The 15,013-nt window shown below is 68.9% G+C and carries 5 protein-coding genes; 1 reads left to right on the forward strand and 4 read right to left on the reverse strand.

The genetic code is table 11. From position 1 onward, the window contains the following. Nucleotides 1-385 precede the first annotated feature (385 nt). Nucleotides 386-6,493, forward strand: coding sequence for a VCBS repeat-containing protein (locus H6726_27230; protein MCB9661371.1), 6,108 nt, complete (start codon nt 386-388; stop codon nt 6,491-6,493). An 831-nt stretch (nt 6,494-7,324) separates the two neighbouring features. On the opposite strand, the gene H6726_27235 is transcribed toward H6726_27230, so the two are convergent. Genes H6726_27235 through H6726_27250 form a run of 4 tightly spaced genes read right to left on the reverse strand, consistent with a single transcriptional unit; the run spans nt 7,325 to nt 14,902 of the window. Beyond that, nucleotides 7,325-8,362, reverse strand: a complete 1,038-nt coding sequence (locus tag H6726_27235; GenBank protein MCB9661372.1) for a hypothetical protein — start codon at nt 8,360-8,362, stop codon at nt 7,325-7,327. Then, the gene (locus H6726_27240) at nt 8,359-12,717 is read right to left on the reverse strand and encodes a hypothetical protein (protein ID MCB9661373.1); all 4,359 of its coding nucleotides are present in this window, start codon (nt 12,715-12,717) and stop codon (nt 8,359-8,361) included. Before H6726_27240 ends, H6726_27235 begins: the two co-directional genes overlap by 4 nt. Continuing rightward, nucleotides 12,717-13,457 (reverse strand): hypothetical protein, encoded by a 741-nt coding sequence (locus tag H6726_27245; protein ID MCB9661374.1) that lies wholly within the window; start codon nt 13,455-13,457, stop codon nt 12,717-12,719. The genes H6726_27240 and H6726_27245 overlap by 1 nt, the downstream gene beginning before the upstream one ends. Continuing rightward, complete coding sequence (locus H6726_27250; GenBank protein MCB9661375.1) at nt 13,454-14,902, reverse strand: hypothetical protein; 1,449 nt, start codon at nt 14,900-14,902, stop codon at nt 13,454-13,456. The genes H6726_27245 and H6726_27250 overlap by 4 nt, the downstream gene beginning before the upstream one ends. Nucleotides 14,903-15,013: the final 111 nt, after the last annotated feature.

The raw sequence follows: 15,013 nt of genomic DNA on the forward strand, positions 1-15,013 counted from the left end.
GCGACGGACTCGACTGCCATCAGAACATGTGTGTCCGGCCCCGGGAGGTGACGGTCCAGGTACTGTCATCGGACGCCCGGGCCTGTGAGTTCGTGGTGGTCGATGGAGCCACGCAGTTGACCAGCGTGCGGTTCGACGACTCTGTGCGCGGCACCTCAGTGCGGCGAGGACGACGAACAGCCGTTACAGTCATCTCCAGCGAGGACCGCCCGATTGGTACAGGCGTCTCTCTTGGATACCTGGAGGGCGACGAGCCACTTACGCTCGAGCAGACCAACTGCTTCGACCGGCAGGGCGGGAGCCTGGGCGGGGCGCTTGTCACGCTGTGACGAGAGCGATGCGAGCTCGCGCACGTGGAGATGACTTGTTGATTTCGAGGGTGCCCATGGCGAAGCGTGTTCTCGGTCTTCTGAGCTTGGTGGCGGCGCTTGGACTCTTCCAGGGGCCGGCCGCGCAAGCTCAGGATGAGGGCGGGGGCCTTTCGCCGTCGCGGCTGAAGCTGCCGAGCGGGCCAGGCTCGCTGGAGGGTGTGGGCGAAGACGCGAGCATCAACTTCAACATGGGCGTGGTGTCGTACGGGGTGCCGTTCTCGGTGCCGGGTGGGTACAACGGGTTCGCGCCGTCACTGCGGCTGAGCTACGCGAGCACGGGCGGGCAGTCTTCGGTCGGGCTCGGCTGGTCGCTGGGCGGCGTGGACAGCATCGAGCGGATGACGTCGCGCGGGGTGCCGGACTACGACGCGGCGGACCTGTTCGCGCACGAGGGCACGGAGCTGGTGCGGCTGCCTGGGTCGAGCACGTACCGGGCGCGGTTCGAGGGCGGGTTCGTGCGCTACACGTGGCTGGGCGCGGACGGGGCGATGGGCAACGGGCGCGAGGGCTACTGGCGGGCGGAGTTCCCGGACGGGCGCGTGGGGTACTACGGCGCGACGGCGGCGGGCGTGCTCGTGCCGGAGTCGCGGATGGCGGGCTCGCGCGGGACGTACTCGTACGGGCTGGTGGAGATGGTGGACACGTACGACCACCGGATCCGGTACGACTACGAGCTCGACGGCGGGCGCCCGTACGTGGTGCACATCGGCTGGGTGTTCCGTGGTGGCAGCGACCCGCGCTACGAGGTGGAGCTCGAGTACGAAGCACGCGAGGACGTGCTTTCGGACGGCAAGCCGGGCGTGGAGGTGCTGCTGAACCGGCGGCTGCGGCACGTGCGCGTGCTGGTGGAGGGCACGCAGCTGCGGCGCTACCAGCTGAGCTACGAGCCGTACACGCTGACGGGCGGGCTGACGCGGCTGGCGCGGGTGACGACGTACGGGACGGGGGACGTGGACCCGTATCCGATCTTCTTTCGCTTCGCGTACACGCGCGGCTTCGACCCGGGGTGCGCGAGCGGCGCGCCGGGCTGCGAGCGGGCGTACGTGCGGTCGATCGGGAGCGTAGGCGTGGACTTCCGCACGGGTGACGCGGACCTGCTGGACATCAACGGTGACGCGCTGCCGGACGTGGTGGACACGACGGGCGGGGTGCACCAGCTGTTCGTGCAGACGGTGAGCGCGACGGGAGAGACGTCGCTGTCGCCGGTACGGACCAGCGCGACGGCGGGCAGCGGAGCGATGGCGCTGTCTTCGCCGGAAGTGCAGATGGTGGACCTGAACGGAGACGGGTTCGTGGACATGGTGGACGGGCTGAACGACCGCGTGTTGTTCGGGCGCGGCACGGGCGACTGGGACGCGCAGGCGCTGATGGACACGGGCCTGCCGAGCTTCACGTCCGACGCGAACCAGCGCTTTCTGGACGTGGACTACGACCGCGCCATCGACGTGGTGCACCTCGAGAGCGGCGGCGCGTGGTTCCACCGCAACGACAACGGCGTGTATCAAGCGGCGACGCCGATCGCGGGCGTGAGCCGCAGCTTCAGCACGGACGGCCTGCGCCTCGTCGACATGAACGGCGACGGCATGGTGGACGTGGTGCAAGCGGTGCAGGGCGCGGTCTTCTACTGGATGAACTTGGGCCACGGCGACTTCGCTTCTGCAGCGCGCGAGATGTTCGGGCTGCCGGGCACGCTGACGCCCGCGGAGATGGAGTTCACGGACCTCAACGGCGACAACCTCACCGACGTCGTGGTTGTGCAGGGCACCGAGATCCGCTTCGCCCTCAACTGCGACGGCACCGAGTTCGAGCCGATGGAGACGCTGTCCTCGGCGGACTTGAACGGCTCGCTGCCCGAGCGCACGAGCGAGGTCAGCATCCGCTTCGCCGACATGAACGGCTCGGGCAGCAACGACGTCGTGTACATCAACGCGTCGGGGATGGTGACGTACGTGGAGCTCTTCCCCGAGCACCCGAACCTCCTCAACCGCATCGACAACGGCATCGGCAAGGTCATCGAGATGACCTACGGCACGACCGTTGCGCACATGGGCCGCGACGGCGGGCCCGACGCGTGGGAGCACCGGCTGCCGCACGCGATGCTCGTGCTCGAGCAGCTGACGACGTACGACACGCTCTCGCAGGTGCGCCAGATCCAGCGCATGCACTACCGCGACGGCTACTACGACGGCGAGGAGAGCCAGTTTCGTGGCTTCGGCGAGGTGGAGGTCTTCGCGGAAGGCGACGACTCCATGGAGGACGGCCGGAGCGTGCACCACTTCGACCTCGGCGTGACCGACCGCTACCGGCACGGGCTCGTGACCGACAAGCAGGTGGAGAGCGACGGGCGCGTGCTGTCGACCGAGGCCTACGTGTACGCGGACTGCCCGCTCGCGCAGATCGCGACGGCGGGCGTGACGTACCCCATCCGCTGGCTGTGCCCCGAGCGCAAGACCACCGTGATCCAAGAGGGCGCCGCCGCGAGCGAGTGGGTCACCCTCGAAGAGACCTACGCGCACGACGGCTACGGCAACCAGACCGAGAAGCATCAGCTGGGCGTGACGGCGGTGGGCGGGGGCGCGTGCACCGCCTGCAACGGGCGCAGCCCCGACGTCCAGGGTGAGCCCTGCGACGCCAGCTGCCGCGGCGACGAGATGCACGAGATCCAGCGCTTCATCGCGCCAGGCAGCGCGACGAGCGGCCGGTGGATCTTGCGCGCCGTGTACCAGAAGCAGATGTACGGCGTGGAGGGGAGTGCCGAGGTCACGGACGAGCGCACGTACTACGACGGGCCGGACTTCGTGGGCCTGCCCTGGCAGACGCTCACGCGCGGGACCCCGCGGCGGACCGAAGCACGTCGCGACGCAGGCGGGAGCTACTTCATCCAGACCGCGCGCCTGGCGCACGACGCGCACGGCAACGTCACCGTTGCGCGCGACCCGAACGGCCACGACGTGCGGATGGAGTACGACGCCGACGGCGTGCTGCCCACCGCGGAGCTGCGCCTCTTCGACGACCCGGCCGTGCGCAGCGACTTCTATGCTCTCCGCATGGAGGTGGCGTACGAGCCGCTGCTCGAGCAGATCACGAGCTCCACCGCGTGGATGCGCGTCGTCGGCACCACCAACATGAGCGAGCGCCGCGAGACGGCCTACGGCTACGACGAGTACGGGCGGGTGACAGGCATCGCGCAGCCGGGGGACACGCTCGCGACGCCCACCACCGAGTACGCCTACGACCTGGTCGAGCCGGTGAGCCGCATCATCACGCGCACGCGGAGCGTGTCCGGCAGCCCCACGCCCGACCTCGAAGCCGTGAACTGCGTCGACGGCATGGGCCGCACCGTCCAGAACCGCACCGCCGTCGGCGACGGGACGTACCAAGCCACCGGCTACGTCACCTTCAACATCCAGGGCGAGCCCAGCCGCGTCTACCAGCCCTACCTCGGCACCTCCGCCGCATGCGACCGCAGCGCGCCCACGGGCGTGCGTGTCTTGCGCTCGCAGTTCGATGCCACGGGCCGCGTGCTGCACGTGACGCAGCCCGACGAGAGCGTCTACGGGACGGCGACGACCCTGCGCACGGACTACCAGCCCCTGCGCACCATCGCCTACGATGGCGAGGACTTGGACCCGAGCAGCCCGCACGCGAACACGCCCACCACCACCGTGGCCGACGGCCTCGGCCGCACGCTGCGGCTCGAGCGTCTGCTCGCGGCGGAGGGCCCGCCGGTGGTCATCGGCTTCCGCTACGACGCGCTCGGCCGCATCCGCAGCCTGCTCGACGACCACGGCAACGAGCAGTGGCAGGTGTACGACCTCGCCGGCCGCATCGCCGAGGTCACCCACCCCGACAGCGGCATCACGCGCTTCACCTACGACGACGCCAACAACCCCCTCACCCGCACCGACGCGCGCGGCGTCACCACCCGCTCGAGCTTCGACGAGGCCAACCGCCAGACCGCCTTCTGGGACGAACGCGACCCCATGCGCACCGTCGTCGAGACCCGCTACGACCGCGACGTCGCCTGCACCGAGTGCGTATACTCGGAGGGCATGGCCGCCAGCGTGTCGTATCCGCTGCTCGACGGCGAGCGCGGCGCCGACCGCATGGTGCGCGACGCGCGCAGCCGCCTCGTCACCACGCACTCGCTGCGTGAAGGCGTCCGCTACACCGTCAGCGACACCTTCGACAACGCCAACCGCATCACCGCCACCACCTACCCGGGCGGCTACTCCCTCGCACGCACCCACGACGGTCTCTCCCGCGAGCGATCCGTCACAGGCATCGTCACCTCCGTCGCCTTCAACCCCCAGAACCTCCCCGCACGCGTCAACTTCGCCAACGGCACCAGCACCGTCCGCACCTACGACGCGCGCCTACGCCTCGACACCCTCGAGACCAACGGCCCGAGCGGCACGCTCCAGGACTACAGCTACCGCTTCAACCGCGCCGACCACCTGGTCACCCTCAACGACGCGCGCCCGGCCGAGGCGACAGAGTCCACCAGCGCAGGCCGCTTCGAGTACGACGCCCTCTACCGCCTCACCGCCGCGCACCTCGACGAAGGCCGTCTCACCGCCGAGTCCCTGAGCTACGCCTACGACACCATCGACAACCTGGTGGAGAAGCGCTCCGACCGCGGTCGCGAGAGCCTCATGCACCTCGGTGAGCTCGGCTACGGACAAGACGGCACCGGCGCAGGCCCCCACGCCGTCTCCAGCATCTCGAGCCAAGCCGCAGGTGGCGCACAGACCTACACCTACGACGAAGCCGGCAACATGCTCACCCGCGAAGGCCAGCGGAACACCTGGGACTTCATGGGGCGGCTCAGCGCCGTCGACAACGACGACTCCGGCGAGCCCGTCGCCCGCTTCGCCTACGGCGCCACCCGCGACCGCGTCCTCAAGGAAGACGACGGCCAGCGCACCCACTACCTGCGCCCCGACCTCGAGGTCCGCGACGGCATCGTCACCGTCTACGTCAGCCTCAACGGCGAGCGCGTCGCCAAGGTCGAGAGCGCCCTCTTCGCGCCCACCACCCACTCCGACGGCGCCCCCGCAGGCGGCGACGGCCGCGTCACCGCCGCCGACGCATGGGTCGTACGCGCCAACGAAGCCGGCGTGAGTGGCGTGCCTGGAGTGGACAGCCAGCGCAGCGTCGACGACACCCTCCGCGCCGCAGCCCGTACCCTCCTCATCGCACAGGAGCCGCTCGTCGAGTACTGGCACGGCGACCACCTCGGAAGCGTCGTCCTCTCCACCGACGAAGCAGGCGACGTCCTCCAGCGTATGGAGCACTACCCCTATGGGCATCCAAGGGCCCAGTCCGCGCACCTCCCCGACCGCAGCTACACCGGGCAGGAGCGCGATGGAAGCACCGGGCTCAGCTACCACTCCGCGCGGTACCTGGACACCAGGCTCGGCCGATGGACCGCCGCAGACCCGTTGTTTGAAATCGTTACTACACAACAGTCACATCTGTTCATCCTGGGTGGCGCGAACCGCTATGTTCCCATGAACTCATCACCCTTGTCCATGGTCGATGAGAGCGGAAACTGGTCGAAGTGGGTGCACCGACAGATAACGCGCAGAGCGCTTCGTGGAGTGTCGAGTTTGTCTCGCCAAGACATTGGTGCCGTCATTGCTGGAAATTTGGATGTAGATCGCGATCAGAGGCCAGATCATCAGCACAAACACGCAATGCGTGATCGTGGTAGGACTCGTGAGGAGAGCATCTCGCTTGCGAACGAGTTTGTGAACAGAGAGTTGCTCGCTGCGATCGAGGCTGGGCTCGCTGGTGACCGGGAGCAAGCAATGCGACACTTGGGAGCGGCAATGCATACCGTTCAGGACTCGCAGTCGCCCGAGCACGGGTTCGATGTTCCATGGCCTCCGAGCGACGGTTCCAACGTGGTCGATCATGCTGGTGGCGAGTCATTCCTACACGCGCATATCGGTGACGGGTGGGTGACGTTCGGGAGAGGTCAAACGGACCGCGCTCGCCGCGCTGTCGATGCATCGCTTCAGCTATTCGAGATCTATGAACGATCCGTGTCCGGAGGGGAAGGGTTGCCTTCAAAGGTTGAAGTGTTCGACCGGCGGACGGGTGAACTAATACTCTAGACGATGGGAGTGCGAGTATGAAGAACGCTACTATTTCACTTCTGATGGCAGCAGTGTTGATCTCTCATGGAAACACGGCGCTCGGGCAGGTTGTTGTTGACGAAGACGCGTTCATGGCCCGTGAATCTGAGTACACGCTTCGACTTCGTGCCGCGGCTACGTTGGGTGGTCTCCTCGTGGGGAGTGGATTGCTTGCGCTTGTTGGAAATACTCATCCAACAGGGCGACGGCAGACAATTTTCGGCGCTTTGTGTGGTAGTGGTGTTGTCGTGCTGCTGCTGGCGATAATTCCGGCACGCCGACGCGGTGACCTCCGGTCAGACTTCGCCGAAGCATTGGATGAGGCGCCTCCAACACTGACGCTGCGATGGTAGTGACGATGCCGCGAGTTGGCTGAGACCTTTCAAGAGGGTCCCTGGCACGACGTCCATCGGCCCCCAGTATCGCGGGCACGTTCGTGACTAGGACTTCGAGCAGAGGAATGGCGTCGGCTTGCGGTCCGCGATGAAGGCGGTCGGCCTTGACGAGCTTGCGCAGGGTGCGTGCGGTGGACTGCACAGTGTCGCACGGCTGGCGCCCCTGCTGCGGGCAGACTACCAGCCCCTGCGCACCATCGCCTACGATAGTGAGGACTTGGACCCGAGCAGCCCGCACGTGAACACGCCCACCACCACCGTGGCTCATCTCGGCTCCTGTTCATGCATGTCGGGTGATGGACGCGCCGCCCCGGCCGATGCGGACAAGGTATCCGACCGATTTGGTGGGTTCGTCGCGTGCTCCCGCCTGGTGTCCGCATCCCTAGTTCAGCGCCGCCTCGGTCTCTTCTCGGCGCTAACGTCCTTCCAACGCTAACCCCGCGAGGCACTCCCACCCGACCAGCTCCTGTGGCAGCCGGAGCCCCGCCTCTAGGAGCTCCACCACGGTCTCTCGTCCGGCCGCGCTGAGCGAGTCGGTGAACCAGGTCACCAGGTCGGAGCTCAACGGTTCCTCCACGGTGTCGTCACGCAGCGGGACCACCATCGCCCGGCGCTCCACCAGCAGCTCGTACCAGCTTGCCGCTGGGTGGATGGGCGGTGAGCCACACTCCGCTGCAGCCTCAGCCACCGCACGAAGAATCTGGATGCCGGCGCGGTCGAGGTCACCGAAGTACTCGACGGTCGTGACCCCGAGCGCGTGCAGGTCCTGGGCGAACGCTCCGATGCCGTGCACGGCCGCCTTGCCGGAGCCGTACGCCACCGCACGGTAGCGCTTGGCGCGCTCGTTCCAGCGCACGAACGAGTGGTAGGTGTGGTGGTTCTCGACGATGAGCGCGACGGGCGGCGCTTGGGGCTCGGCGCGGTGCACCATGGGCGGCGAGACCGGGAAGCACCGCAGCAGGGTGTACGTTAGGCGTCCCGGGTCGAAGAGCGCGCTACGCGCCATTCCGTCGATGGCCTTCTCATGGCCAAAGATGTCCAGGGCGCGCTCGCGCGCGGGGACCAGAGGGCGCTCGCGTCCTCCCCTCGCGAGCCAGGCCTGCACACGGGCGAGCGACGCGAGCTGCTTAGGGTTCGTGACGCTGCGCGCGAACTCGAGCTCCGGAGCCCACGCCGTGTCTGGCTGCGCTACGCGGGGTGTCGCCTCGCGGACGTGTTGCACCCATAGGGGCAACGGTGGCTCCGCGCTGCGGTCCCAGCGGCGCGCGGTGCTGGGCAGCTGCACCACCCCCGTGTCCACGAGGGCACCCAGCGCCTTGCGCAAGAGCGCGCGTTTGTCCGTGCTCGCTGCCGACACAGGGTCCGCCTCCACGAAGGCTCGCCACACATCGTCGAGGGCGACCCGCGCACGTCCGTGGCCGTGTCGAAGCAACGCCTCGAGGAAGGCGCTCACGCCTCGCGTCTCCGTCGGACAACGCGCGCGGCGACCACCCCCTCGCCCTGGTCGTCCGCCCCGAGCGTCACGTGCCGGTTGCCCCGCTGGCTACGATGCGCGTTGCGCAGCCGCACCACGTTGGGGAGCTGCGCCAGCGCGGCAAGGTCGTCCACGCCCGTGGTGTAGATCAGCTGAGTCCCCATGGCCTGCGCCACCTCCCTCTGGAGCTCGATCAGCGGCACGCTCGAACAAGTGCCTATTGGGTTGTCCAACAACAGCACGTTGCCCCGCAGGCTCCGGTGCGTGCCCCGTCGTTCGGCTCGCAGCCGCACCAGGGTGCAGTAGAGCAACACGGCCGCAGTCAGGCGCTCGCCACCGCTGAAGTTCATCATGGACACCACGTCCACCCGCTCCAGACGGCGCGACGGCTCAGGTTTGAGGATGGTCACGCGTAGGCTGCGGCTGCCGTGTAGGCGAAGCACCGCGCGTTGCGCCAGCTCGAGTCCGCCGGGGATCTTGCCCGACTGCACCAGCTCGTCCACGAGCGGGCCCAGCCGCGCGCGCCGCTCGTCGTCCGTGGTGGGGACTTCGAGGTCCACGCGCAAGAACGCTTGACCGCCCCAGGCTCCGAGCGACTCCGGCAAGCGGCTGGCGCGCTCGGCGCTCTTGAGGATGGCCACGGCCTCGTCGGCCACGGTCAGTACCTCGGTCACGATCGTGTCCCGGTCACGTTCCACGCCTGCGATCTCGTTGGCCAGCGCCGCCACGCGCTCCACCAGGCCGCCATGGTAGCCCGCAGCTGCAGTACGCAAGGCATCCAGCGGAGCGCCGAGGTGCTGCTTGAGGCTGTGCTTCTGGTCGGCGAAGCGGGGGTCGGTCGCCAGCGCTTGGAGCGCCTCCCGCAACCGTGTTGCCTCGGCGAGGGAGGCCTCCACGCTTGCGCGGCACGCCTTCCACGTCTGTACCGTCTCGTCCACCGTGGTGGACGCGTTGTCCTCCGAGTCGCGATCGATCGCGGCGTGGGAAGCTGGCACTGCGGGCGCGACATCGCAGCTGTCCGCGATGCGCTTGAGGTCGTTCGCGGCACGCTGCTGGCGCAGCTCGATGCGCGATAGAAGGGCTTGGGCCTCCTTGCCCTGGGCGTCCCACGTCTGCGCCTGCTCCTGCAGCGCGCGGCTCTGCTCGCGCAGCTCGTCCGCCCGTACGCGGCTCGCAGCCGCCGTAGTGGGCGGGTCTTCGCCGATGGGCAGGTCGTCAGCGTCGCGGGCACGGTCGGCGTGGCGCCGGACCACCGCGTGGGCGTCGCGCGTGCGCTGCTCGGCTTGCAGACGGCGCGCCGACGCGTGCTCCGCGGCGGTCTTCGCCTCCACGATCAGGTCGTCGAGCCGGCTCTCCGCAAGCTGCGAGAACGACTCGACGTCGCTACGCGTGAACTCGGCGCCGAGTGCCTGGGCGAACTGACGGCTCTGGGTCTCGAGGTTGGCCTCCACCCCGTCGAGGCGACCACGCAGCCGGCTGTCGCTCACCAGCCCTTCGTACACCTCGAGCGCGACCTGATAGCGCTGCGCCGCCACATCCAGGTTCGGCAGCTCCCCGCTGCCCGATGCATCGCTGGTGTCCTCGCGCCGGTACCCCACGCCGTCTCGTGTCCGCGTGAGTTCGTTCGCGCGCTGTCGCGTGTGGCTCCAGCGGTCCCGGGCGGTGTCCCGGCGCGCCACCTGCTCGGCGATCTCCGCGTCAAGTTGGCGCCGCTTGGCGTCCACTTCTGCGAGTGTCTTGGCGGCCGCAGCCACCGCGTCGCGATGACGCATCAGCTCGCGCTCGTGCGTGCGCTCATGCTCCGTGAGCCTCGCCAGAGCCAGCTCGGAGGCCCCGAGGCGGGAGCGGGCGTCGCCCACGATGCGTTCTGCAGCGTCCCTCCGCAGGCGGCAGACCCGCATCTCTTCGTCCTGCCGCTCGATGCGCGCCGTCAGCAACGACAGCTCGCGCGCGAGGGCGTCGGCGCGTTCCACCGCAGCGTCGAGTTTGCCGTCGCCCCAGCGGGCCACGAAGCGTTGCACATCGTCGGCTAGCGCCCGCAGCCGGTCTGCACGGGTTTGGGCAAGCGCCTGCGCCCGCGCCCGAGCGGCAACGCGCTCCTCGAGCGAGGAACGCAGCTTCGCGGCAGCGCCGTGGTGGAATGCCGCGTCATCTCCTGGGCCCACCACGAAGCCCTCGTGCGTATGGCTCGGGGCGACGAGCGTGTAGCAACGCACGGCGACGGGCCCGAGCAGCTCATCCGAAAGCCCAGGCACGAGCTGGGCCCGGTCGAGGGCATCCGCCGGCACCATGACTCCGAAGAACGTGTCAGGGGCCGCCTCGATGAGTGCTCGCTTCTTCGCCGCGTCGTCGCGCAGGTTGCGGGCCAGGTACTCGGTGCCTGAGAACGCGTCCACACCGGCTGTGCGCAGTCGCTGCACCACGCGGTCCACGTCGCGCGGCGCGGGCCACAGCCCGGTGTCTTCGAAGGTGCGGAGCGCCTGCTCGTCGTAGAGCCCAGCGACGCGGCTGTCCATGCGCTGCTTGTCCGCGTTCGCCGCTGCGTCCCGGAGGCGCCCCTCCACCCCACCGGCGAAGCCGTCGGCCCGCTCGCACTCCTCGACCTCACACAGGAGTGGATCGGCATCCAGCACTTCCTTTTCGGCTAGGGCCGCCCTCACATCTTCGCGCGCCCGCGACGCGCTCCCCCGGGTGGTGGCCTGGTCCGCGACGGTGGCGCTCCTCTCGGTGCTTAGCGCCTCCAGCGCCTGCGCCTGCGCATCGCGATCGTTGCACGCCTCCTCGGCCTCTCGTTCTGCCGCAGCCTTCTTGGCTTCCCAACGGGCCACGGCCGCGGCCACGTCCTCGTAGGCTTCCAACAGGCCGTCCTGGGTCAGCCGTTGTCGAGCGCTGTCCCGGCGACCGATGGCTTCGCGCGCGTGCTTTTCGTCGGCCTCGGCGCGAGCGGCGATACGTGCCTGGTCATTCACCAGCGTCTGCAGCGCGCGCTCCGCAATCACGGCGTTCTCGCGCTCGGCCTCGTACTTGGCGATGAGCCCGTCGGTGTGGTCCAGCTCGCGCGACAGAACCGTGACGTAGTCCGAGCCGCGCTGTTTCAGTTGATCCAGTTGCGGCGCCCGCGCCGACTCCTCGGCAGCCAGCTGCTCCACGAGCAAGCGGCGCTCGTCCTCCAGTGCCAGCTGCGCGCGGAATGGCCGGCACGCCTCGCGCAAGGCGAGATCCCGCCTCCTCGCGCGCTCGAACTCCACCGCGCGCTGCTGGTGGTCCTTAGCTTCGCTGAGATCGTGCCGCTCCGCCGATCGGGTGAGCCCTTCCGCCCAGCGGGCCACGCGCCGTGCCTCGTTGTCCGCCTGACGCTTCTGCTCCGCGGCGGCGGCCACACGTTCGATGCCAGCAGCGTGCGCGTCATCGAGCTCGCTGCGCAGCTGCAACAGCCCGGCCGCCACGCGGTGCGCCTGCTCGCGGGCCTTCTCTGCCGCTCCTTCCGCGGTGCTGAGGCGCGCGCACGCCTCACGGAACGGACCCAGCACCGCGATTACCTCGAGGATGAACGCCTGCTCCGCCCGTTGCGCGGGCAACTGCGCCAGGCGGTCACGCTGGTCTCCCAGGTGCGACGAGATGACCGCCGCGCGCGAGGTGTCCAGCGTCAGCTCGATGAAGAACTCCACAAACGCCGTGGCCGTGGGGAACCGAAAGAGCTCGTCCGCGGCGCCCTCGCGCCGGTTCATCTTGAGCTGGTAGTGAAACAGCTCGGGGTCCAAGCCGAGCGCCAGCAAGTGTTCACCCCACTTGCGTTGGCTGTCCTCCACCACCACCTCGCGCGCTGGGCGCTCTGCGTGCTGTGCGCGCAGCCAGCCTACGAATGCCTCTTGCGTCGTGCACGGCGGATCCCCGAGCCCCTGCACCGGGATGCTGGGCCAACCGAGCTCGTCGTCCGTGAAGAAGCTGAAGAAGCGACGCTGGAGTCGCGAAGGGTCCGCCGACTTCGCGCCGTCGCGCCACTCGAGCGACTGGCCCACAATCAGCGTTCGCGGTGCGGCCACGGGGGCGTCCAGCTCCCACTCGGTGAGGACGAAGGCGCTGTCATCGGCAGCTACGTAGTCCGCCAGGTGGCGGCGCTGCCCCTCCACCGCGCGTCCCAGAAAGTCGCTCAACCCCGGACGAAACGTGCTGAAGAACAGGTTCAGGATGGACGACTTGCCGCCGCCATTGCGCAGCCACAGCACCGAGTCCGTGGCCCCGCTACGATCGTCGCGTAGGTCCAAGCCCAGGGGCGCGAGGCGTGCATCGGGCCAGCCGATGGAGGCGAAGTGAACGCGGCGCAGCTTGGGCATCAGGCGGTTGCTCCACCCGTTGGCACGGACCGTTCACCTGCGTTCTGCACCCGCTGAAAGCCCTCGTGAGCGGCCAGCTCGCGAAGCTGTGTGCGGAGCGCACGCGTGCTGCGGTAGCGCTCGCTCGACGCCTCACCATCGCGCACCACCAGCCCCGCGTCATGCAGCTTCTCGAGGGTGTGCTTGACCTTGCCCGCCAGTGTCGTGGACCCGCGTCGCCCGCTCGCGCTCGGCTTGCTGGCCACGCCCTCGAGTACCAGGCGCCACGCCTCGCGAAACTCCTCGTCGCCCTCCACGACCTCGGCGTCCTCTTTGTGCTCGTCTCGAAGCCGCTCGCAAAGCTCCACCAAGAACTCCGTCAGCTCCACGACGTCGATCCGACGTGCACCGGCGCTCACGTCGTCCAGGTCGCTGCCCTTCGGAAAGCACCACGCAGCGATGGCGAGCAACACCAGCCCGTACACCGCGCGGTCGGCCGCGCTCATCCCGCCCCGAAAGTCGGCGAGGCGCATGGCGAAGGGGCTGTCGTCCGTGCACCCCAAGGTCACCCCGTAGTCGTCTGCGGAGAGCACGATGAGCCCGGCGCCCTCCGCCAAGCGACCGAACGCGTCCGCGAACGCGCTGTCCCGCTGCATGCGCTGCACCAGCTGATGGTACTGCGGGTCCTGCGAGGGGCGTCTGCGCGGCGTGAGGGCGAAGCGCAGCAGCAGCCCGAGGTCGTGCGCGTCGTCTGCCTTCACGCGGTGCCTCGGTAGAGCGTGAGCTCGTCGCCGACATAGTCCTCGTCGTGGAGCGTGCCGCCGCTGCGTATTGTCTCGAGCCCCTCGGTGTCGCCTTCGGGGGAGAACGCGTGCAGCGCCTTCAGCACCAGCAGGCCGGAAGCACGTGGCCCGGCCCCGCGTGCCCGGATGCGCTCGAGTGCGGCCGTCATCGCGAGACCGCGTTCGTCGACCTCGCTCAGCAGCTCGGCCACCAGCCGCTCGTCCTCCGCGCTGTAGTACGGCGCTACGTCCTCGAGCAGCTCGAGCACCTCGTCCTCTACCGTCACCGCTTCGGGGACAGGCTGTCGAGGCGGGGCCAGCAGCCGGTCCAGCAGCTGTGGGACATAGAGGCAAGCCGGAGCGGCGGCGGGCAAGAACGCACGCAACAGGTCTGGCGTCAGGTCACTGAGCAGACCTCCCGGGAGACCGAGCGCTGGGCGCAGCACGTCGGCCTCGAGGTCCGGCAGCGCCACCAGCGCCCGCGGCCGGAAGATCTGCCGCTCCTGCTCCGCCAAGAAGGCGGGCACCGCGCGCATGACGTGCCCCTGCAAGCGCATGTGCCGGCCCAAGCAGTCCTCGATGATGTCTTCCAGTTCGGCCAGACGGGGCGCATCCGCATCCGACGCGGTGATGCGGCGCTCGCTGACCATCGCGCGCAGCTTGCGCTCGGCGTCCATGCGTTCGCCCAGGTGCTCCCGCGACGCCTCGAGATGCTGGCCGATGTCGACCTCCCAGCGCAGCTGCGCCACGTCACGCTCCACGACCTTCAGCAGCCGCACCAGCTGCTCTTGCAGCTCGATGCTACGCAGCCGCGCATTGCGGGCGGTCTGCACCGCGTCCCGGATGCGACCACGGCGAACCTGCGCGTGCAGAACCGCCTCCTCGGCCACCTGCGCGTCCCGCACGTCGTACTCCAGCATGCCCGTGTAGACGTTGATGCCCTCCGTGGTGGCTTGCAGCACGAAGCGGCCGTCAGACAGTTCCTGTTCCTGGAGCAGCTTCCACTCGAGCTGACGCTGCGTGGGCGTGTCACCCGACCAGTCCATGTACGGCTCGGAGAACGCGGTGCGTCGCGGCTCGTTCAGGAGCGCGTCCACCACCACATCCGCGATGCCAGCGGCTTCTTCACGCGTGAGGGGCGACCCTCCGGCCGCCAGCATCTCGCCGAACGCGCGGTGTACATCGAGACGACGAGCTCCGGCACCGAGGCCCATCTCCTCGATGGTGACGTCCAACGCGCGCAGCACGAGCGACCGTACGTCCACCGAGCCGAGATCCGCGTCGCGCAGGCGCTGAAGACGCTCCGGCGCGTGGAGCGGGGCGGTGCGCAGCAACGCGCGGACGCGGCGGGTCACGGCCTCCTGCCAGCGCTCCGTGTGCGCAGCGGGAGAGTCCGACGGTGGCTCGGTGCTGGGGTCCGACATGCTCGAGCGGGGAGGGTACCGCCGGGGTGTGACGTTCGGGAGCCGAAAGACCGCCGACCCTGGACGCTCGCCAGAACTGACCCACCCCTGCTCGCGAAGACTGACCCACCT

The organism is Sandaracinaceae bacterium (genome assembly GCA_020633055.1).
Lineage (GTDB): Bacteria > Myxococcota_A > Polyangia > Polyangiales > Houyiibacteriaceae > JADJJE01.